Raw genomic sequence first — 21,519 nt, 5'->3', positions numbered from 1 at the left:
TCGTTAGGGGTTGTGAAACGTGGACACTATTTGCTTCTTACAACTTCTAGCAGACGCTTGAGTCTATCGGTGTATGAATGCTTACTTCGCGTTGTCTTCAGACTCCGAAGCGCAATGGTTCTTCGTTCCTCTTCGTGCTGTAAGTAAAATTCAATCTTCTCCTGCAATTCGTCGGGGGATGTAAATGTCTCTATGTCATAACCAGGTCTGTAATAACTCGTTAAATCTTGCCGAATGTCAGTGATCTGCAATGTTCCGCAACCTGCAATTTCATAAGTTCGCGGGTTAATGGAACAGCCTGTAATATTCCTGCCGTTGCGATTGTCTGAGCCCGCTTCATGGGGCCGATGCACGTTGATGACAATTTTAGCGCCATTGTAGTAGTTCGCTGTTTCTTCTATGGGAACCCAGCCGTTGACGATTTTATCTTGCAATAAGGAGTAGCTGCTTAAGCGATCCCAATGCCCTCCTGCAATAATCGTCTTCTTCGTTGCCAAATAGGGTGCTAAGGCATCAAACAACGTAACACGATTCCAGAACGCATTCCCGATAAAACATACATCCGATACATATTTAGGCGCTACTCGTTTGGGATGAAATGTCAACGGAGTCATGGCTAACGGTAAATAATATACATGGCTGCAGCCTTGGGTTTGATAGAAGGCAACACAATTCTGCTCATGGGTGAATACATAATCATAGTGCAGCGCATTACTGGCCGTGTCGTCCGTAAAATAAGGATCATCTGCGAACCAGATGGCCGTCTTGATGCCCATCTTCCGGATTTGATCTAGATGGTCATGATGTGTCGGAGGAAAAACATGCAATCCGTTCATGACAAGCACCAAGTCCGGCTTCTCTTTCTTCACCGTGGTCAGCATCTCGTCTGCGCTCGCTTTGACGAATACCTTCACCAAATGGCGAAGTGTCTCGGACACGCCAAGATCAATAGCATCAAAACCTTGAGGCACATACACAACCTTCATGTTGCGAAGCGAGTAACTCTCTTCAGCAACATGCTTGACGATCGCCTCGCAACCTCCGATGCGATATCCATCTGTATACCCAAGCCTATACCCCTCATCCCGTCCGCTGTACGTCAAGTGTTGATCCGTCTCTTCCACAGCATTCATCCTGTCTATAATTGGATTGATAGGTCTTTATACTATATATGCACTAGCGACAGATGCATCATGGACGCTTATCCATAGGAAGCCAAAATTGGCGAATAACCAGTACGGAATACACGGAATGTACAGGCATAGCGAAAACTTCTGGGAAATGAGAAGGGAACCTAGAAGAACATAGAATAGCACCTCCCGGGATGTAGGGAGATGCTATTAGAGGTACGGTATGGGACGATAGAAGCGGGTGATTACTCGTTATACGCGATTTTATGACCATCCTCGAAGCCTTGTGCGAAGCCGGCATTAAAACCTTCGTTATACGCTTTATCGAACTCTTCATTAAACTCCCCGTGATGGTGCGTGTGCTGAGATTCCACCAGCTGCGCAGGTGGATCGACATGCACATGCTTACGGGATTTCTTCGCGCGTTTCTTTCTCGCCGTTTTCTTACGCAGACCGCGTTTCAGGACCCGTTTCACGCCGCGTTTCAACCTGCGTTTATTACCCCGGCTTACCTTCTTCACTTTTCGCGAAACTTTACCTTTTCGCTTTAGCGTTTTTTTTCTTCCTTTTGTTTTTGGCATTCACAAATTCCTCCTGTACTCCTCGGGTTGCATGTTGTGCTCGGAAGGAAGCTGCATGGATCCATGGTTTTGTAGGAGTTCCCTTTTTAGGTCGTTGTTTGAACCGTAATCCCGGCGCCATTTGGCACAACGCTCTTTGATATGTGGTCAACGTTTGGATATTGTCACATAACTTCTTGGCAAGCTCTTTGGAGCTAGACTGCTCTGCAACATCCGCGACCGAATGTAATATGCGCGATAACGCAGTTTGACTGTTCGCAATCGCTTTAATTAGACTAACCCTTGCTGCCCATTCCTGGCGATGAAGATCCATCATCCAAATCTCCCATTCCAAACTGATCTTCAAATCCTCCGCCCATGCCACCAAATCCACCCATCCCCATGCCGCCATCCGCTTCACGGTTCAGAATGATTTTTAGATTATGCGCAAGTCCCATTTCAAGCTTCGTCAACGCGTCTATGACTTCCACGAGCTGATCGTGAATACCTAGCGTTTCCTTCAACTGTTCGACATGACTCGTAAAAGCGTGCTCGGATAGATGATTCAGCGCCCAATTGCGCACCTTCTCTGCTTCAATGGCCTTCGCCTCTAGAATCATGGCAACATTCCACTGCATCTTTGCCGTAGCATCCAGCATATGGAGATACGCTTGTTCTCTCATGATCCATTACCTCTCTTTACTTCGCGTTATTCTTCCTGCTGTTCACTCATCTCTTTCATGACATGCGTCAGGTTTTCCGCGATCGCCTCTTGTAAATCTGCAATACTATTTAGATACGAGACGATGCTTTTCGTAATCATGCCCGAACCTTCCATTAGACCGCTAACCCCATCAAAACTTGGATGTTGATCTGGCAATGCATGAATGATTTGCGCCATTCGAACAGCTACATGGCGTTTCGCTTCGATCACGGAAGCCATATGCTGCTGGGATTTGGACAAATGCACAATAATTTCAGTAATTTTGTTCTGCACAGGAACCCTCCCCTCTTACCTTGGAGAAATCGGGATTTTATTACATGAATAGGTTCAACATTGTCATTACAAAGAGAGCCCCCAGCACTACCCTTTTACAGCATATGCCGTCACATGTACCGTGTTACAGAGCTTCCGCCCAGATCTCAGGCATATTCTCTGGACATGATGTTATAATTCCATGTTCCGAAGCTGTGGAGGAGCAATAATCGGAAAACCTTCGATATATAGATTCAATTGTTCATCCGACCAAGTACTTCGGGGGCGGCTTTGCAGATGCCATTGCGATGCGGCATACGCATTAATTAGCCGACGACGATACGTATGGTTTAATTGATATAATACGCCGTGCACATCTTCCACGATCACACCTGTATTATGCTGCATAGCCTCTGGTGAGGATGGGTGCATCGCCGATCGATTCCATTTTGCTATCACATCCTCAAATGAAACTTCTTCCCCCTTACGCCACTGCCGCAATTCAAGCTGGGAGATTTGGGTATAGGGATAAGCATGACCTGTCTCAGCGTGAAAAGGATGCCTCATCCCCTGTTCCACCCAATATAATTGCGGGCCAATCCCCTTCACGATCATATGGGTAGGGTAAAAAGCCTGAATGGAACATGCTTCCGCATGTAACGACGGTCGTGGCGCCAGTTGCTGCGCTTGGTACACCAATTCATAGGGGTTCCCCCACTTTTGATGAAAAAAATCCTGGTTACGGTTATTTACCGTAAAAAACTGGGTACCCAATTCTCGCATACTTTGACTGCCAAAATGATGGATAAAGGTATCTCCTGCAATAACGAGAGCTTTATTCTGTATACGAACACGAATCACCCAATCATCATCTTCAAAATTGCCCACCTCATACCCTTCATCTAGATAGCCAGTTTGCTCTAATAAGCTGCGATGGAAGAGAAGACAGAAGCCGACGAGACGATCTATTCGCTGCCATTTACCCGAATCGGATACATTGTATTGATGAGCAAAAGCATGCATCTCTTCGATCGTCTTATACGAGACCGAGATCAGTTGCTCGCCTCCTACATAATTGGTGTTGGGACCCACCAAACCAATATTCGAATCACTGTGTAGACAAGCGAGCATATTGGATAACCAATTCTTCGTCACGATGATGTCATTGTTCAGCAGCACGATGGTCTTGCCGTGGGCCATCATAAGTCCTTTATTCACAGCTCCGGCAAATCCGCGATTGAAATCTTCAATCTGATAACGAATCCCTCTGCCCAATGACTTTAAGTACTCTCGCGTGCCATCGGTCGAAGCATTGTCCACCACAATAATCTCATAAGGCACATCCGTATATTGACGTATACTTTCGAGGCATTGGCGCAATAAATCTACTTTATTAAATGTAGGGATCACAATACTCGTACCTTCGAATAACGTCTTATAACGTGCATTTCCCGCTTGCAGCCCTTCGCGGTACCCGACTTCGTAACCGGCATGATATCTCGTTTGGGTGTGCTTCGCATGCTTGGTTTTCGTCGATGGCATTTCTCTAGCACCCCCTTCGCCTTCCAGCTCTTAAATCGGCTGACCCTTTGCTATTTTGTCCGCTAAATGTCCAAAGTCAATCGCAACGCCACCAAGCTCTGTCGCGATTCTTTCCGTGATCATCACCGCCGGAATGCCTGCTGCAACCAGCGCAATATCGAACGTATGCTTCGCGATTTCACCCATGACCCGATCCACATCATGAACCCCCTGCACAGGAGAAACGATGCCTACAATTTGTATGCCTCTAGAGGCGAGGACTGGGGCGAGTGCTGGCACTTCATTACCGACAAGCAATACTTGTCTTCCTTCTAACAGCAGCGTTAAGTATCCTAGTTGATAGAACAAATAGTTAATGGTTGATATCGTCATGCGTATTTTTTGATAAGGAATGTCATTTGCTTGAAGGGAAGGAAAGAGGAGTCCTTGAAAGTTAGGCATTCTTGAAATCGGGATGCCTACAATCGTGGCGCGTTTAACCGAATCCGCCAGTAATGTACGGGCCAGCGGATCAGGCAGTTGTACGCCGGCATAAGGTAAGAACGGGCCCGCTTGCTTCGCCTGCTCTGTGTCGAGAATGACATCATGCGCCAAGGTAAGCAGTTCGCCATCTCCTAACCGTACCAGAGACATCGGTTGGCGCTGCATAATCGCCGTCTGCATCTCACGATAAATAGTAAACGGATCTACCAAAGGATGTAACCGGTGGCGAACCTGCTCTATGCCTAACTGGATCACTTCCTGCACGGTCGTGTCTGGAAGAACGTTGAAGGTGGGGATACTTTGTGCCAAAAGGCCTTCTCCGCCATCATAATATCCGACTTGGTAGCCTTGTTCGTACGTTCTTGCGTCAGAAACATCTGCCGAATTATGGCGGTGGTGCTCTTCCGTCTCGCTTCCTGCTGGCTTTGAATCGGCTCCGTCAGCATCCGCATGCTCTTCTGAATGGGATTTATGTTTTCGATCCAGAGCTTTATGATGTTTGGTAGGCAAATAAGCCACGTTTCCGCGACGTTTCACATGCGGCTTGAACGAGGCTTTTCGAGAAGCGCTCCCTTGCTTTTTTTTGGTTTTCGCTGTTTTTTGTCCTGGTTTTCCCGCTTTATTTCGCAATGTTTTGCTTACGCGATTCCGTTTGGACAGCACTAGCATACCGTCACCTTGCTTTCTTTTGACAAGTCATATTTCATCTCGCGATCTAAGGCTTCACGCCTCGAAGTTTCATCCCTGCTTCATGCAGAGATTCAAAGGTTCCTGCATCCGTCCACCAGCCCCGAAGAATATCGAACTGCAATAATCCCATCGCTGCGTAGATGTTGTTCACATCGGTTATTTCCATTTCACCGCGTGCGGATGGCTTGATTTGCGATATCGCTTCAAATACATACGAGTCATACATGTAAATGCCCGTAACGCAATAGTTCGATTGAGGGTTTTTCGGTTTCTCTTCAATATAATGAATAAGATTGGGATCGGTACCGTTGAATACGGGTACACCATAACGCCTTGGGTCATTGACTTGCTTCAAAAGAATGCGTGCTGACCCCGTTGGCTGTTGTTGAAACGTCTTCACATAGGGGGTCAGATTATCTTGGAATAAGTTATCTCCGAGGAGCACGACAAATTCATCTTGAGGTGATACGAAGCTTTTTGCCAAACCCAGCGCCTGCGCAATCCCCCCGGCATTTTCTTGAATTCGGTAGGAGATATTCACGCCCCACTCTTCACCGCTTCCCAAGAAGTTGGTATATAACCCTGCCGATCCCTTGCCAATGATGAGGAGAATATCTTGGATCCCTGCTTTACGCAACCGCTCAATTCCATAACAGATCATCGGGAATCTTCCGACGGGCAGCAGATGCTTATTCATCAATTTCGTTAGCGGGTAGAGACGAGATCCTGTCCCCCCAGCTAGAATGATACCTTTCACGTAAATCCTCCCTTTCATGTTGCTTATCGATTTTATATAAAGATGTGAGGATCCACATTCCATTTTTGTCGAAACAGGTGATAGTTACGATCGATCAATTTGTTTAGTTCTGTACTCTCATGTTTCAAAAAGCTGATACCCCCGTGATGATGCACATATGTGTCTCCGCAGATGAGGAGATGATAACCATGCATTCGGGCCCGATAACAATAATCATCATCTTCATAATGCCCCGGTGAAAATTGTTCGTCCAAATAACCGATACGTTCCATGACTTCACGCTTAAATAAGAAGCAGAAGCCAACGAGACGCTCCACGTCCTTCCATTTGGATGCATTCTGTTGATTGATTTCTTGCGTCAGCCGATGTAATTCATCGAAATTGTCGTAAGGATAGGTTACTTTTTGCCGACCGCTCGCATAATTCGTCTTCGGTCCGACAATTCCGACATGCTTGAATTGACTCAAAGCATTCGTCATATTCGATAGCCAATGATGCGTTACAATTACATCATTATTCAAGAGCAGAAGATGATCGCCCTTCGCGGCTCGAAGCCCCTCATTACACGCCTTTGGAAATCCGACATTGGTAGGCAAAGAAATGAAGGTAATTGCCTCTCTTCGGCAATATTCCACGGTTCCGTCTGTCGAAGCATTGTCCACCACGATAAGCTCATAAGGGACATTCGTATATTGGCGAATAGAGTTCACGCAGGATTGTAAATAATGAAGGCCGTTGTACGTCGGAATAATAATGCTTGTGAAGGTCATCTGCGATTCCTCCTCGCAGCGATGTGGTTGCGCTGGTTATCTGTTAATGCCAATCGGCTGCCGCAGATATCCATCGCTTCACGAATGGCTTCCAGATGGTCGCCAATAATTAACTCAGCAACGGGATTCGTCTGTCCCACATTGGTTTTACGTATTTTATTCCGTTCTACCACGTTAACGGAAGTACAGACTTCTACCCTTAATCCTTTGAGAATGGCAATGGCCTGCGCTTTAGGAGGAACCATCAGGTACGTATACCCAATCGTTTCCATAGCTTTACGAGATAGCGCGTGAGGAATCGCGGTCAACGAATTCACCGTTAAATCACGTCTTCCCAAACTACGGTTCAAAAATTCCTTGCAGCGAGACAGATCATCCCGGCGATCAAACGTAGATAAGTAAGGATTAATGTCGTTAAGCGCGACATCTACCCCCTGATGAATCGCCTGAACAAAGGGCATTAAATCTTGCGCTGTAATCGGAATATCCGCGTCCACAAATAACAAGATATCAGAGGATGCCATTTTTGCCCCAATGGCCCGACCCACATCATGCCCGATCGGATCAGGGTAATGAATAATCTTGGCAAGAGGATAGGTTCTTGCAATCCCGTAAGTGCCGTCTGTACATCCATTGAGAACAATAATGATTTCCTGTATCGGCAGCCGAGATACTTCTGATAGGACGGCTCCGATCGAATCTTCCTCATTCTGAGCGGATAGAATGACAGAAATCGATGGTAATGGCGTAGAGGATTGCAGCGATAGATAAGGATTGCTTGTTGTTTTTACAGCAATGGACCGGGTAGGCAGAGGTTGCTTCTTCGGTTTCACTTTTCGCTTTGATGTTGAAGCGACCCTCCGTTTACTCCGTCTCACAAGTCTCACCTCACGATCTCCCGTTTTCGAGTGAAATCACTGAAACCACCGCGAGCGCCAAGCTTCTGACTCAGCCAATCGATCGTCTCTAAATGATCCCCCATAATTAATTTCTCTAATGGATCCTTGTGCTGGCGAACTCGGACCGGATTCATCCGCCCTACATTCACCGCATGCACCGCCTCGACTTGAAGGCCTCCTTCAATGGCCATGGCGTGCGCTAAGGGGGGAATTGATAGGTTCTGCGCTTGAATGACTTCAAGGGCTCGTCGACTTATGGCATGAGGAACAGCCGTCATGGACGAACCTTTTAAATCCGAACGAGACAGCATAATGTTCAGTACATACTTAGATAATACGACCCCATGAACGAGCCGCTTATGCGTCGGGCCCGAGTAGTCATTTAACGCCACATCCATCCCCTTCGCCACCGCTTGAACGAATGGCCTCAATTGCCGATGGGAGATGACCATATCTCCGTCAATAAACAATAAAACCTGCCCCTGTGCCATTTCCGCACCTACACTGCGTCCCACATCATGACCTAACGGCTTATCGAAGGATAGCATCTTCACCCGCTGTTGTCTGACGATGCGCTCAGTCCCGTCCTTGGAACCGTTCACGATCACGATGACCTCTGCATTCGGATGTACCTTCTTCGCTTCTCGAATGACTTTTGCGATTGTACGACGTTCATTCATCACCGGAATAATGACGGAAAGATAGGGCGTGGTTGAGGTGTTCCTCGGGACAGTGCGACGGGAACTCCGCTTTCGTGTCCGTTTGACAATCATGGACGATTCACCTCCACAAGAGAGTCAGAGCCAATCGTGATAAGCCCTTTTACATGCCTTACATACAAGTCATTTTATGTTGTACATTCCTTTCCGTAACGGCTTATGTACTCATGCGTAGATGATAAAAGAGTAGGAAGAAGATATCCTGCGAACGCAATATGCGGCGCTGCGGCGATTAAGCGGCTTGGATCGCATGAGAAAAAGCGCGAGATCAACACTCCCGCGCCGGTTCATAGCTATGCTCTTGTACCTATGGCAATCCAAGAAAGAATACCCTCTGTCTCCGTCGTGTAACGGGTGCAGACGACATCGACGATTGCGAATTGTTCGTCTTTAGATTTCACAGCTACATAACAAGCAGCATGATTTGTCATAGCGACTACCACATAATCTGTATTTGCGAAGGCTTCCTCAAAAGGAATAACGACCTCGAATTGTTCCACTTCCACCTGAATGGCGAAAGGCGTCATGCCGAATTGCTGGAGTGTAGGAGAATCAGATGCAACCGTCTGAATCGGTTGGAAGGTTAGTTTGGACGGTGTCACTGCAGCATCCTTGATATGGCGATCCTGAATCACGCCATCAGCGATATGCTCCTCCGCAATCACATGAGGCGCGATATGCTCGGATTGAATGGAGCCCGGAATCATATGCGAGGAAGTAATGGTACGTCCCGCGATTTTATTCGCGGTTACCGCTCCGTCGCTTAAATATTCATTCTGAATACTGCCTTCCCGCAAGCAAAGTGTGCTAAGGGCTGCCTCTTGAATATGATCAATCACATCAGGTTGCAGATGCTCAAAAGATACGGTCAAAGGGCTCATATGCTCCGATTTTATCAACTTAGGGGTTAAATGCTTAGATTCTATCGCTTGCTGATGAATATTCGCACCTTGGATAATGCCTTCTTGCAGATGAATTTGAGAGACACTCATTGGCTGCAGATGCTCTCCGTTTATTTCTAATTGGCCGATATGTCGACCTTCGATTAAGCGATCGCTTAAATGTTCGGTTTGAACGGCTTCATCCGCAATATGGGCGGCCGTAACCGTCTTAAGTGCAAGCTTCTCGCTCGTCACGACGCGATCTAACAATTTATTCTTAGTTACGCTGAAGTCCTGCAGCATGCTCGTATGAATGGCATTATTCTGAATATGGTCTTCGCCGATTAATTTCTCACGCAGATGATGCGGAAGAATAACCCCTTCTGACAAATGTTCGGTGCAGATCGCTCCATTCTTGATATGGCTTGATCCGATAGACTCCGCTTGCAAATGCAGAGAACCGATACTATATGGATTCATATGTTCCGAACTGACAATGCCGCGTGCCAGATGTTCTGCGGTAACGGACTCGGCAGCTATTTTGGAGGAAGTAACCGCGCCCTTTGACAACTTCGATTCCGTAACACTTTCTGCCTGCAGCTGCACTGACCCTACAGAACCTGTCATCAAATGTTCTTCGTGAATCACATCCATACGAATATGTTCGGCGCCAATGACCGATTCTGCGAGATGCTCACCAAAGACGCTGCCATATTGCAGATGATTCGATTGAATCAGGTTCGGCTGCAAATGTTGACTGCCGATGCTTTCGGTCTGAATATGCCGAGTTTGAACCGCATCCTCTGCTAATTTGTCTGCCGTTACAGCGTGCGACTGTAACTGACTCTCGGATATCACATCTGGGGCAAGATGGCTGTTCTCAATGCTATTCGGCTTGAGCTTATCGCCTACAATGCTTTGGTCTGGAATCCACTCGGCGTCGAGTACGTCTTGCGCCAAATGCGACACGCCTATGCTGCCTTTTTTCAGATGATATCCCTGCACCGCTTCGACGCGCAAATGTTTACTCGCAATGACTTCAAGACCGATATGCTTCCCTGTCACGGCATTCACGCCGAGCTTCTCTGCGGTTACGATCTGATCCTGCAGCATATCCGTTGCAATACTTTGCGGTTGGATATGACGTTCAGCAACAGCCTGTTCCGCAAGATGATACGTTTGAATGGCCTGCCCTTGCACATGGCGAGGAGCAATCGCGTCCGACTGGATCTTTAATTCCGAGATAATCATGCCTGCTAAATGCCCTTCGGAGATACTTTCTAAATCCAACTTTTCACTCGTAATGCTGCGGTCCGCTATTTTATCGGAAGTTACGCTTTGATCTTGCAGATGCTCTGTACGAATGGCATGCGATACGATATGTTCCCCTTGGATGAGATTGGGGGAAATATGCTCGCTCTTCACAGCCCATGGCGCGATTTTCCCGCTTGTCACGCTGCCTTGCGATAACTTATCCGTGGTAATGGCGTTCTCCTGGATATGCTCCGAATGGAGTGCATCGCGCTGCACATGCCGTGAACCTACGGCATCCTCTTGCAAGTGAAACGAAGCTACCGATTGCTCTGCAAGATGCTCAGACACGATCGCCTCGTTCGCGATATGTTCTGCCTTCACAACTTCGTTCCCAAGCTTCTCGGAAGTGACGCTTAAATTAGCCAATTTGGCCGTGGTCACCGCCAGATCGTTCAGCTTATCCGTCGACACGCTCTCCGGTGAAATTTTTAATGAAGTAACGATATGATCCGCCAGATGATGGGAATAGATGACACCCGAACCGATATGCCGATCCCGGACGGCACCGGGCGCAATTTTCTCGCTTGTCACGGCCTCGCTTTTGAGAATGGGTTGACCGATCGATAAGGGTTGCATATGATGCGTCCCCACCGCACCTGGTTCAATATGATGGGACTGAACAGAATCATTGCTGAGATGAAGCGACGTTACGGCATTCTCCGTAATATGAAAGGATTGTATGGACTCATCCGCGAGAATATCCGATGTCACGCTTTGCGAAGCCAGTTTGGGCTCCGTGATTGAATGATCCGCTATTTTATCCGTTAATACACTATGTGAAGCCAACTTATCCGCGGTGATGGCAAGATTGGATACATGATGCGTTCCGATCGCGTTCTGATCAATATGTTCTGATTGAACCGCGTAATAACTGATCTTATCCGAAGTAACGGAGCCGCTATGAAGGTGCTGCTCTAGAACGGCGAACTCTTGCAGATGCTCTGACCCCACCACCTCTTCCTTAATATGCATCGAACCGATCGAAAGAGCAGAGATCTTCTCGGAATTCACGGCTCCTTTGGACATATGACGCGTTTGAATGACTTCATCCGTTAGTTTCTGTGGGACAATGCTTTGGTCGGCAATTTTGGAGGTCGTCACCGAGTGATCCACGATTTTCACTGTTCCAACAGACTGATCCGCTAACTTCGCCGTGACAATACTCTGATCCGCTAAGTGCCACGTCTGTACCTCGTTCTCTCCGATGTGGTCCTGCTTGACGGCTTCATCTTGGATATGAAAGCTTGCGACAGTTCGGGCATCCAATAAGGGAGAGGTGATGGACCCTTTCTTCAGATGAAACGCATCAATGGTATTGGCAAGGATATGTCGGGATTCAATCTGTCCGTCATTGATATGCTCGCGATGAATGGATTTGATTCCTAAGTGACGTCCCAAGACGGATTCTTCTTTTATATGATGGCTTCCGATACTGCCGGTGTGAATTTTCCCCTCCGTGATGGCATCGTCCTGTATTTTCACCGACGTTACGGCACCATCGCTGATCTTCGAGGTATCCACGGCATCATTGGCCAAATTTTCGGAATGGACGGCTCCGCTGCGAATTTTCTCAGACGTAATCGACTGATTCTGAAGGAGTTCGCCGGAAACAATCATGGATGCTAAGTGTTTCGATTGAATGGAACCTTCTGCAATTTTGTTCGAATCAATTGTTTTATCCGCTAATTTCTCGGACGTGATGCTGCCGTCTTTAATCTTATCGCCCGTGATCGAGCGATCTCGGATTTTCCCACTCGTTATGGACTGGCGAACAATGTGCTCTCCCGAGATGGATTCCGGAGCAATCTTGGACCCTGTGACTGCGCCATCCGCGATTTTGATGCTGTGAACGGCGTAATCTTCTAAGGTATCGGGACCAACGCTTTCATTCTGCAGCCTAGACCCGTCAATGGCATAAGGGGCAATTTTTTCATTCGTGACAGACCCGTCAACAAGATCATCGGTATGAACAACGCCCTTATTCCGATAAAAAGGGGAAAATAAGCGCGATATGCTGTTCTTCTCTTCGCCTGATTCATCTGCTGTTTGAGATTCTGTTGTTGGTAGTGAGGTTATCAGCGGGGGCTCTTGCCGCGTCGGCGCCATCATTTCTTGGTCCACGGATATAATAGGGGCTGAGGTATCTCCTGCTTGAGGGATAGGTGGAACCGGAGGGATCTCGGACTGCGAAGCGGCGGGCTGCCGCTGTAATCCATCCCCGTTCGTCTGTTCCGGCATCCGATGTTCCTGTTCGAGCCTCGGTTTAGCTTGCGGCCTCCCAGATATGCGCTGTTGCTCGCCGTCTGCAATCGACGTACTTCTTACAGAACTCTTCGTCTTGGACTGAACACCTGCGGAACGTAATTGGACTTGGGATGGATCCAATTGATCCACACCTTCTTTTCCATCAACCATCGCTTCTGGTTGAATCACTTCTTTTGACTGTTCCTGCATCTTAGGCTGTGTCGACAACGTCTCCACGGCCTGTACTTCACTTTCCTCATCAGCCCGAATCGGAAGTGGAGTCATCGCATTGATCGATAGTTCCTTTTCTGCACGGTTTGTATTGATGGAGTCTTGCTGTTTCTTCACTCTTCCCAACCAACTTAATTCGCGAGAGTTCGGGTTATCCACGTAATAAAGCGGCTTTTTCGACTTGGTCGTCTTCGCCGTTTTCTTCGTTTTTTTCATGGGCTCTCTCCTTCCTGCATCATCGTCATTTGCATCATATGCATTTGACTAGAACCCTGTCACTCGCCTACGTGGAAAAAAGAAAAACACCGGAAAATCCCGGTGTTTCATCCGCAGGCGTTTCAATATCGATGGGGCTCCATCCCAAAACGAATCATATCTACCCAGCGGTCAGCCATATGCTGCCAGGTGAAGTGTTCCAACACGCGCTGTCTTCCGAGCCTCCCCATTTGTTCTTGCAGCAATGGATTGCCAAGAAGTACGGTGATATACCGTTCCAATTCCTTCGCGAGATGTCGTGGATCGACCAAAAATCCCGTTACCCCATGTTCCACAATCTCACGCATGCCTCCAGAACGTGTCGCAACGACAGGAATCCCCGCTGCCATCGCTTCCACATTCACAAGCCCAAAAGCTTCATTCCGAACTGAGGGTACGACAATAACATCGGCAATCCGATACCAAGAGGCGATCTCATGATAAGGGATATACGGGACAAATCGTACATGCTGTGCGAACCGTTTCGCCAGCCGCTCAAGTTGACGGACGTAGGTCGTTTTCCGGTGTGAGCCATAATAAGCCCCGCCAACAATGACCAACATCGCCGAAGGCTCCTTCGCCAAAATAGATCGCATCGCGCGTAATAGATGATGCACGCCTTTCTGTTCCTTTAACCTCCCGACGAACATCATGACCTTCCGCCCTGTCAATCCATGTTGCTTAAGCCATTTCTCTCGCAGATACAGCTCCTCCGCCTCCCATCTTGATGCAAATTGCGACAGATCAACACCAAGATGATTAACATATATCTTCTTCTCCAGCTCCGCATATCGCTGCACCAGATATTCTTTTAGGAAGTGGCTGTTCACAATGATTCGATCTGCCTGATGACAGCATTGCAGAAGCTTCCTCGGTGAAATGGAAGGCTTGGTAATAAAACTTACGGAGTGCAAATAGAGCCACACCGGTGTCTTCGGCATTCTTTTCTTCAAAGCAAGGACATAACGCGGCCGATTTTCGACTTGAATGAGATCCGGCTTTAGCCTCAGGAGCTGCTTGCCAACTTGCTCAATATATTGTCTACCATTCTTATAAGGCACTCGATAACACGGTACACCGTGAACGTCTCCCGTGTGGGAGACTCGTTTGGACGCGCGCCCGAAAATAACACATGAAAGCCGATCAGAAACAAGCGGGACAACATGCTCCACCACCCGTTCTACCGAACTGCTGCGCACGGAAGGAATAGGAAAGGATCCTGGCGTAACAACGGCTATCCTTAACATTGTGGTACGCCTCCTCTTCGAGATTAGAAGCTTTACCACAGCATATACACCGTTGTCCGCATGCGCTCATCATTTCCATAAAAATGGTCGAATTACCGCCTTCAACCGCCTTTTCGGGAGCCACGCATATCTCATAAACTAGTACACAAGCATTCTATGCAACGTGTCAAAGAAGGAACAGGAGGAGATCAGCTCATGGATAACGCCTATGTGGGTATCCTTTTAAACGCCAGCACATACCGAGGCATCCCCTTAGGGAGAACCCAGCGCGAATCCTTATCCGCTTATGAAGAAGCTGGCCAAGAATTTGGTGTTACCCCATGCTTCCTACAGCTGAAAGATATTCAAGCCAACCATCCGTTCACGATGGCTTATGTCAAAACCAAATACGGCTATATGAAAAAAAGCATTCCTACCCCAAAAGTCATCCACAATCGTGCAATGTACTTCAACGCGAGCGCCAATCAACAAATTCAAAAACTCACGAAAAGCGGAATTCATATTTTTAATCAAGTCACGCGTTACGGAAAGCTCTATATTCATCAACTGCTCCAAGCCGATCCACATCTCCTTCCGCATTTACCAGAGACCATGGCACTCACCTCTCCGCATTTGCGAATGATGATGAACAAATATGACAGACTTATTTTGAAACCCAATAGCAGCAGTCTCGGAAGAGGCTTAATGAAGCTTCAGTTCGTCAATGGCGATTGGTTCATTACTTATCCTAGCAAAAAAAGCAAAGGCGGCTATCGAACGAAGCCGATGAAAACAGGTATCCTCCCTGCTGCGGTCAAGACACTAACGGCCAAAGAAACCTATCTCGTGCAGGAGTATATTCCGCTCGCCAAATATCAAAATCGCCCTTTTGACCTTCGCGTATCCGTGCAGCGAAATGAAACCGGGCGTTGGCAGGTTACCGGGATCATTGCCCGCGTCGCTGCGGGTCAGAAATTCGTCACGAACTTAGCCCGGGGCGGGCACAGCTACACGATGCAAAAGGTACTTTCTAGCGCACTCCCCCATGTCTCGCATCACACACTTATACAACGCGTGCACCATCTTACCCTTCAAATTGCATCACGTCTCCAAGTCGAGCTTCCTTATGTCGCAGATATCGGGCTCGACATCGGAATTACCGAAGACGGTTTCCCTCAATTCATTGAATGCAACGGGCGTGACGCTCGCTACAGCTTCCGCGAAGCTGGATTGCTCGATACCTGGAAAGCGACGTTTCGCAACCCAATCGGGTTTGCGAGCTATTTGTTACAGGAGACAGAGAGCAGTAAAAGTGGCGATACGTAAAAGCCTATGGCACCTACGAAGACATGGACGAAAGACGCCCATGCCCTTGTGGGTGTCTATTTTGCTCATTGCTTTACCCTCAAGAATATGGCAATATAACTGGAAGAAGGATGGGTGAGTTACATGGCCAAGACATTGCTGCGATACATGACCGAGCTATCTTCTCGCAAATGGATCTCGCAGCTAACAGGGAAGTTCGCGCATTCTAGCGCAAGCAGGCATCTAATACCGCGATTCGCCAAAATCTATGGCATTCGTATCGACGATGCGGAGAAGGAATTACAGGAGTATCGAACACTAAATCAATTTTTCACAAGACGGTTAAAACCTGGGCTGCGCCCCATTGATCCAAATCCAGATACGTTGGTTAGCCCCGTTGATGCATTAATTACAGGCATGGGCTCCATTGAAGACGGATTGATCCTGAATGTAAAGGGACAGGATTATACCCTTGAAGAGCTGCTTAACCGCTCGCCGTATGTGGATACATATAAGCACGGAACTTATTTCGTCCTTTATTTGAGTCCGACCGATTATCATCGCATACATACGCCTGTTGCAGGCCAATTCGTCGAATCAGAACATGTGCTCGGCAAAGTTTATCCTGTGAACGATTTTGGGTTGAACCATATGAAGCGCGTGCTTAGTCGCAACGAACGCCTTATTACTTATATTCGCCACCAGTACGGCGAAGTCGCCGTCGTCAAAGTCGGCGCGATGAATGTGAGCAGTATCCAATATGTCAAACCTGTGGCAAAGAGCTGGGAAAAGGGGCAAGATCTCGCTTATTTTGAATTCGGCTCTACGGTCGTGCTCTTAACGGAGAATGGTACGTTCACACCGCGCAGCGATCTGGGACTCGGCTCCAAAGTCAAAATGGGTGAAGCTTTAGGCACATTACATTCGCAATTATAAAGAAATTTTTAGTGAAGGCAAATGTGCGTTTCTCCCTTTTCAAAATAATGGAATTCATGTTAAAATCGATATTGTGAGTAAAGCACCTGTTCTGAAACAAACATTCAATTGAATAATCATGCAGAAAGACCGCGAGTGTGGGTAGCACCAGCGGTCCTGACAATAGATCGCCCCTCAAGGCGCGGTCGGCTGCATAAATTACGTGATAGACCTCCTTCATCCGCTAAGACTCAAGGGAGGTCTACTTCTTTTTCAAGTAGGAAAGTAAAGTGATGAGAAATAAGCCGAATGAGAGCATCAGCGTTAAAGCATCCTTCACTTCCATGATAACACCTCCCCCGTCTTACGACCTCAATGGAGATGCAGCTACCGCCCCTGAGTGCGAAACCTATTGTATTCTAATTATACCATAATTAACCAATTAGAGAACACGCTTTCTTTGAAATCCTCCTTTTTACCTATCACTTTTCTGACATAGATGACGAATGTAATACATAATGGCTTTTTTGAAACCCATCGTATTCCTACTTGGTCGGTACCCTGTCCTGAGCACCACACTTCGTCACGGCCAAGCGGATACCTTCACGGCTGATTCGACGGCTTCATTCACGTTGTGACCTTGTGCAAGAAAATACGCGAATCCTGTATTACATGCATCGCCATCTGAACCGCACTGATTTTATGGTTCCTGAAAATGCAAAACAGGGCTGCCTCATATAGATTGCAGCCCCTTTTATCTGTTATCGGCTGGAAACTAAAGGCGTTCTACGCCTTTAACTCCCGACACGGGTTAATTTACCGATGATTTTTCGAACGCTCTCCCCGGAAAGAAAATATATCCGTTCAAGCTCTTGTATGGATCGGCCTTTGCAATAAGCTTCGTACATCTCCTCATTGCGGCGCTCAATTCGCGCTTTGGAACCGCTTAGTTCTCCCCAGCGGGCTCTTTGCTCACCTTGCTTAGGAATGTATAGCAGATCTCCATCGATATATTGTTGTATCTGCTGCAGCAGCTCGGGGGGAAGCACATCCCTTCCGTTTTTGTAATGCCGCATCGATGCCCTCCTCAATCAAAAATATTGTTAAGCAATCGTTGGCTTTCATCGCAATCGTGTTGAACATGGCTCACCCTCCTCCTTTCATCATTGAAATTATAGCTAAAACGATCATGGGGAGAGCCCGTTTTCAGGGCTCCCCTGTTAATGAGTATCCGCTTACGCGAATACCACCTCATGTTTCTGAATCAATTCGTTCAGCCTCCTTTCCAATCATTTCGTCGGCCCGACATCTATATTAAGCCATACATAAGCTACAGCCGCAAGAGATAAAACAATCTTAACTGTTTTTTACCACAATAGAATTTTATAAAAGTTTCGATGTATCGAAACTAAAAAAATTCTATTTGGCGATAAAAACTACCTCTAAACGCGGCCGCCCATCTTCGAATGTACTTCGATAAGGTTTTTCTCACCATAACCAACTAACGAATTTCCGACGGACTTTTGCCGGTATATTGTTTGAATTGTCTGCTGAAGAAGAAGATATCACGATACCCAAGGGCATCCGCTACCTCTGTGACGTTCATTCCCGCATGATGTAGGAGATGTTCTGCCCGTTCAATCCGAGTACGGATAATATACGATTGCACCGAGCTGCCGATTAATTCTTTAAATTTGATCGAGAAATAGCGCGGGGACAGCTGTGCACGCTTCGCCAAATCCTCAACGCGATGTGCAACGCTTGGATTCTGACGGATATAGTTCGCAATTTCGTGGATGACTTCGGTGATCTGATTGCTTACTTTCCGCTCCACCGGCTCGTCCAAATCTTCCCGCAATAGATGAATCATCATTTGCTTCAGCATCAACTGGGCTTCCACATCCGCTGCGAACGTCTTGACGAGGAATAATCTCACGTAGCGGGATAACAAATATTCGAAATCCAACGTATCTTCAATCACGCGGTAGCGCTCTGGAATCTGCCCGATCGATCCTTCAATATCAAAATGAATATATGTCAATACAAGCGGTTTCTGTGGATTATGCGTTGCGCTTGTATGGTCACCGGGACGGAATAAGAAGCAGCTCCCTTTCCCAATGGCGTATGGTTCGTCATTCAGAATAAGCTCCCCTTCACCGCTCCATACATAAAACAAATCAAAATTAGCGAGTGGCTTCTCCCGCGGAGCCCATTTCCAGTTCGGTTCACATACAATTTTGGCAAATGCTGATTTTAGTACAAATGATGACGGTGATACCTCAATCATCGGATTCCCTCCTACTGATCTGCGAAAGCTTCTGGTCTTTTATGATGCTTCCGGGCTCTCTTACATATTTTGTCTTCTCCCATGCTGTCTTCATGCGCAGAACCCCCCGGAGAAGATCTTCTTCTTGTAGATGTGCAAATCCAAAACATGCCGTCGCCGGTGCATTCGATAGCAGATGAAACCGCCGGCCATCCGACCACCGAACACCCTCCTTGGCTGCACTGAGCCGAAAAGCCTCATACGCTTCAGGGTCTCCGTTCCAGATGGCGTAGATATGCATCCCCGCATCACAAGAAATGATATTAAACAAATGTCCGACATGTTCCTGCATCATTCGATAAAAATAGGCATACTTTTTGCTATAAATCCGCCGCAGTCTACGCAGATGCCGTTCATAATGCCCATTTTGGATAAATGCTGCTAATGCGCGTTGTTCTAGGACCGAGGTCGGACTCGGTTCATACAGCTGCTTCGCACGTTCCATCGGTTTGATTAAGCTTGTAGGCAAGACAGCATAACCTATACGTAGTCCATTGTACATGGTTTTCGAGAAGGTTCCAATATAGACGACACGATCCTCTTGGTCCAGGGTCTTCAAAGGTTCGATGGGTCTCCCGCCATAGCGGATTTCACTGTCATAATCATCTTCGATAATGATCGCCTTGTGACGGGCAGCCCAAGCTAGAAGTTGTTGTCGACGCTCCAGGCTGAGCACGGCTCCTGTTGGAAACTGACGGCTGGGTGTAACGAATAACAGCTTCTCTGTCCATTCTCGCACGATGATCCCTTGTTCATCCACAGCATTCGCAATCAAGATGCCTCCTGCCGCTTCGATGGCCCGTTGAATGCCTCCATACCCAGGACTTTCAACGACAACACCATCGCCAGGATTCACGAGTAACTGCATCAGCAGGGCGATCGCTTGCATCGATCCATTGAAGATGAACACCTGTTCACCCCTTGCCTGAATGCCGCGCATTCGCCGAAGATGCAGCGCAATGGCTTCACGGAGAGGTTCATACCCTGCGGGATGAATCGGTTCTGAATCCTGCCGCAGCGCTTCAAGCTGGCGAACTTCCTGATACATGGCATGACACCATGCCTCTACTGGAAAGCCTTCCTGTACCGGTTGTCCCATCTCCAGATTGATGACAGATGTGGCCGTCGCCTCATGCGCAAGCAGTGCGTCCGTTCGATACGCTCCCTCGCAGGAGATGCGTTCCCCCCAATCCGATAATCGAATCTGTTCCGTAACAGGAATATCATGTTCTAATCTATCTGGTGCTTCATAATTGACATACGTTCCGCGGCCTACCGCCGCCGTCACATACCCTTCAGCAAGCAGCATGTCGTACACCTGGTTCACCGATCCCCGAGACAATTGATACATCCCTGACATTTCACGGCTAGACGGCAGCTTCGTACCGTTCGGGATATTCCCAGCGACGATCGCCGATCGCAAGGCGTGAAATAACGCCAAATATTTGTACCGGTACTCCTTCAAATAGGAGTCAAACGGCACCAGAAAATCCATAACATAACCCCCTTAAGGTTGCCGATCAGGTCCCCCTCGTTAATGGTCCACTAAAATTAATGTAAATTGGTTCTTTTTTATTGTCAATAAAACAACTATTCTAATACAAAAGTAAATGTCATTTGGAGGAGAAACCCATGCGCAGAAAAGAATTTTCCATCGAGGAGCAGCAAGAAATTGAATTATTTTTAGCAGAAATGACCTTTGGGTTTTTAGGTACGTTGTCTGAGGACGGCTGGCCGCATATTACGCCGCTTAATTTTGTGTATCATGAAGGAGATATCTATTTCCATGGCAGCAAAATCGGAGACAAAATGAAACAAATGAAGCACGATACACGCGTAACGTTTTCGGTTGCCAAAGAATTTGCGCTTATTCCATCCTATTTTACGGATCCTACCTATGCGTGTCCGGCGACAGCCTTCTTCAAGTCCGTGCTTCTGAAAGGAACCGCCCATTTAGTCGATGACCCATCCTTGAAAGCCCGCGTCTTTACGGCGTTCATGCAGAAACTCCAGCCTGAAGGCGGGTACGAGCCATTCAATCTCGAGGACCCTGGATACTTACGGCAAATCAACGGCGTTGCCATGGTTCGAATCCAAGTCGAATCAATGAGCGCGAAATTCAAGTTCGGTCAGAATGCTTCGGAATCCAAACGGGATCAGATCGTCGCGGGACTGTCTGAACGGCAAGCCCTGTATGATGAAGAGACGATCGAGATGATGAAAAAATATTGTCCGCACCATCGGTGAAATTTCCACATATTCAAGTGACGGGTTTCCTCCCAAATGGTATAATATG

Annotated in this window: 19 protein-coding genes; 3 read left to right on the top strand and 16 right to left on the bottom strand. The window is 47.4% G+C overall.

Annotated elements, in window-relative coordinates:
- Positions 1-26 precede the first annotated feature (26 nt).
- The 12 genes from BVG16_RS05330 to BVG16_RS05275 form a co-directional block, all read right to left on the bottom strand.
- Positions 27-1,124: a CgeB family protein gene (locus tag BVG16_RS05330; protein WP_233146895.1), complete on the bottom strand. Its 1,098-nt coding sequence runs from the start codon at positions 1,122-1,124 to the stop codon at positions 27-29.
- 251 nt (positions 1,125-1,375) lie between these two features.
- On the bottom strand, positions 1,376-1,711 hold the full coding sequence (locus BVG16_RS05325) for a hypothetical protein (protein ID WP_078497513.1): 336 nt from the start codon (positions 1,709-1,711) through the stop codon (positions 1,376-1,378).
- A gap of 275 nt (positions 1,712-1,986) precedes the next feature.
- Positions 1,987-2,373 carry a restriction endonuclease subunit S gene (locus BVG16_RS05320; protein ID WP_332888763.1) on the bottom strand — a complete coding sequence of 129 codons (387 nt, stop codon included), beginning with the start codon at positions 2,371-2,373 and terminating at the stop codon, positions 1,987-1,989.
- A 26-nt stretch (positions 2,374-2,399) separates the two neighbouring features.
- Positions 2,400-2,687: a nucleoside-diphosphate sugar epimerase gene (locus tag BVG16_RS05315; RefSeq protein WP_078497511.1), complete on the bottom strand. Its 288-nt coding sequence runs from the start codon at positions 2,685-2,687 to the stop codon at positions 2,400-2,402.
- Positions 2,688-2,858: 171 nt separating this feature from the next.
- Positions 2,859-4,208, bottom strand: coding sequence for a glycosyltransferase family 2 protein (locus BVG16_RS05310; RefSeq protein ID WP_078497510.1), 1,350 nt, complete (start codon positions 4,206-4,208; stop codon positions 2,859-2,861).
- Between the two features lie 30 nt (positions 4,209-4,238).
- Positions 4,239-5,360 carry a GT-D fold domain-containing protein gene (locus BVG16_RS05305; protein ID WP_078497509.1) on the bottom strand — a complete coding sequence of 374 codons (1,122 nt, stop codon included), beginning with the start codon at positions 5,358-5,360 and terminating at the stop codon, positions 4,239-4,241.
- A 46-nt stretch (positions 5,361-5,406) separates the two neighbouring features.
- Positions 5,407-6,138: a sugar phosphate nucleotidyltransferase gene (locus BVG16_RS05300; RefSeq protein WP_078497508.1), complete on the bottom strand. Its 732-nt coding sequence runs from the start codon at positions 6,136-6,138 to the stop codon at positions 5,407-5,409.
- Between the two features lie 32 nt (positions 6,139-6,170).
- Positions 6,171-6,908 carry a glycosyltransferase family 2 protein gene (locus tag BVG16_RS05295; protein WP_078497507.1) on the bottom strand — a complete coding sequence of 246 codons (738 nt, stop codon included), beginning with the start codon at positions 6,906-6,908 and terminating at the stop codon, positions 6,171-6,173.
- Entirely contained in the window at positions 6,905-7,795 is an 891-nt protein-coding gene (locus tag BVG16_RS05290; RefSeq protein ID WP_233146894.1) for a glycosyltransferase family 2 protein, read from the bottom strand. The genes BVG16_RS05295 and BVG16_RS05290 overlap by 4 nt, the downstream gene beginning before the upstream one ends.
- Complete coding sequence (locus BVG16_RS05285) at positions 7,792-8,580, bottom strand: glycosyltransferase family 2 protein (RefSeq protein WP_078497506.1); 789 nt, start codon at positions 8,578-8,580, stop codon at positions 7,792-7,794. The genes BVG16_RS05290 and BVG16_RS05285 overlap by 4 nt, the downstream gene beginning before the upstream one ends.
- Before the next feature lie 239 nt (positions 8,581-8,819).
- Entirely contained in the window at positions 8,820-13,412 is a 4,593-nt protein-coding gene (locus tag BVG16_RS05280; RefSeq protein WP_078497505.1) for a WIAG-tail domain, read from the bottom strand.
- A gap of 122 nt (positions 13,413-13,534) precedes the next feature.
- Positions 13,535-14,698 carry a glycosyltransferase family 4 protein gene (locus tag BVG16_RS05275; protein WP_078497504.1) on the bottom strand — a complete coding sequence of 388 codons (1,164 nt, stop codon included), beginning with the start codon at positions 14,696-14,698 and terminating at the stop codon, positions 13,535-13,537.
- A 195-nt stretch (positions 14,699-14,893) separates the two neighbouring features.
- On the opposite strand from BVG16_RS05275, the gene BVG16_RS05270 reads away from it, so the two are divergent.
- Both BVG16_RS05270 and asd read left to right on the top strand, forming a co-directional pair.
- Positions 14,894-16,003, top strand: coding sequence for a YheC/YheD family endospore coat-associated protein (locus BVG16_RS05270; protein ID WP_158081621.1), 1,110 nt, complete (start codon positions 14,894-14,896; stop codon positions 16,001-16,003).
- A 123-nt stretch (positions 16,004-16,126) separates the two neighbouring features.
- Positions 16,127-16,918 (top strand): archaetidylserine decarboxylase, encoded by a 792-nt coding sequence (gene asd, locus BVG16_RS05265; RefSeq protein ID WP_078497502.1) that lies wholly within the window; start codon positions 16,127-16,129, stop codon positions 16,916-16,918.
- 241 nt (positions 16,919-17,159) lie between these two features.
- On the opposite strand, the gene BVG16_RS33260 is transcribed toward asd, so the two are convergent.
- The 4 genes from BVG16_RS33260 to pdxR form a co-directional block, all read right to left on the bottom strand.
- Positions 17,160-17,243, bottom strand: a complete 84-nt coding sequence (locus BVG16_RS33260; protein ID WP_269845582.1) for a putative holin-like toxin — start codon at positions 17,241-17,243, stop codon at positions 17,160-17,162.
- A gap of 448 nt (positions 17,244-17,691) precedes the next feature.
- Positions 17,692-17,973, bottom strand: a complete 282-nt coding sequence (locus BVG16_RS05260) for a CD3324 family protein (RefSeq protein ID WP_078497501.1) — start codon at positions 17,971-17,973, stop codon at positions 17,692-17,694.
- A gap of 425 nt (positions 17,974-18,398) precedes the next feature.
- Positions 18,399-19,184, bottom strand: coding sequence for a helix-turn-helix domain-containing protein (locus BVG16_RS05255; protein ID WP_078497500.1), 786 nt, complete (start codon positions 19,182-19,184; stop codon positions 18,399-18,401).
- On the bottom strand, positions 19,177-20,718 hold the full coding sequence (gene pdxR, locus BVG16_RS05250; RefSeq protein WP_078497499.1) for a MocR-like pyridoxine biosynthesis transcription factor PdxR: 1,542 nt from the start codon (positions 20,716-20,718) through the stop codon (positions 19,177-19,179). The genes BVG16_RS05255 and pdxR overlap by 8 nt, the downstream gene beginning before the upstream one ends.
- 137 nt (positions 20,719-20,855) lie before the next feature.
- Between pdxR and BVG16_RS05245 the strand changes: the two genes are divergently transcribed.
- Positions 20,856-21,470 carry a pyridoxamine 5'-phosphate oxidase family protein gene (locus BVG16_RS05245; RefSeq protein WP_078497498.1) on the top strand — a complete coding sequence of 205 codons (615 nt, stop codon included), beginning with the start codon at positions 20,856-20,858 and terminating at the stop codon, positions 21,468-21,470.
- The last annotated feature ends 49 nt before the right edge of the window (positions 21,471-21,519 follow it).

The organism is Paenibacillus selenitireducens (assembly GCF_002021565.1).
Lineage (GTDB): Bacteria > Bacillota > Bacilli > Paenibacillales > Paenibacillaceae > Paenibacillus_K > Paenibacillus_K selenitireducens.
Note: the sequence above shows the minus strand (reverse complement) of the source record. Positions and strands in the feature narration are given on the sequence as shown.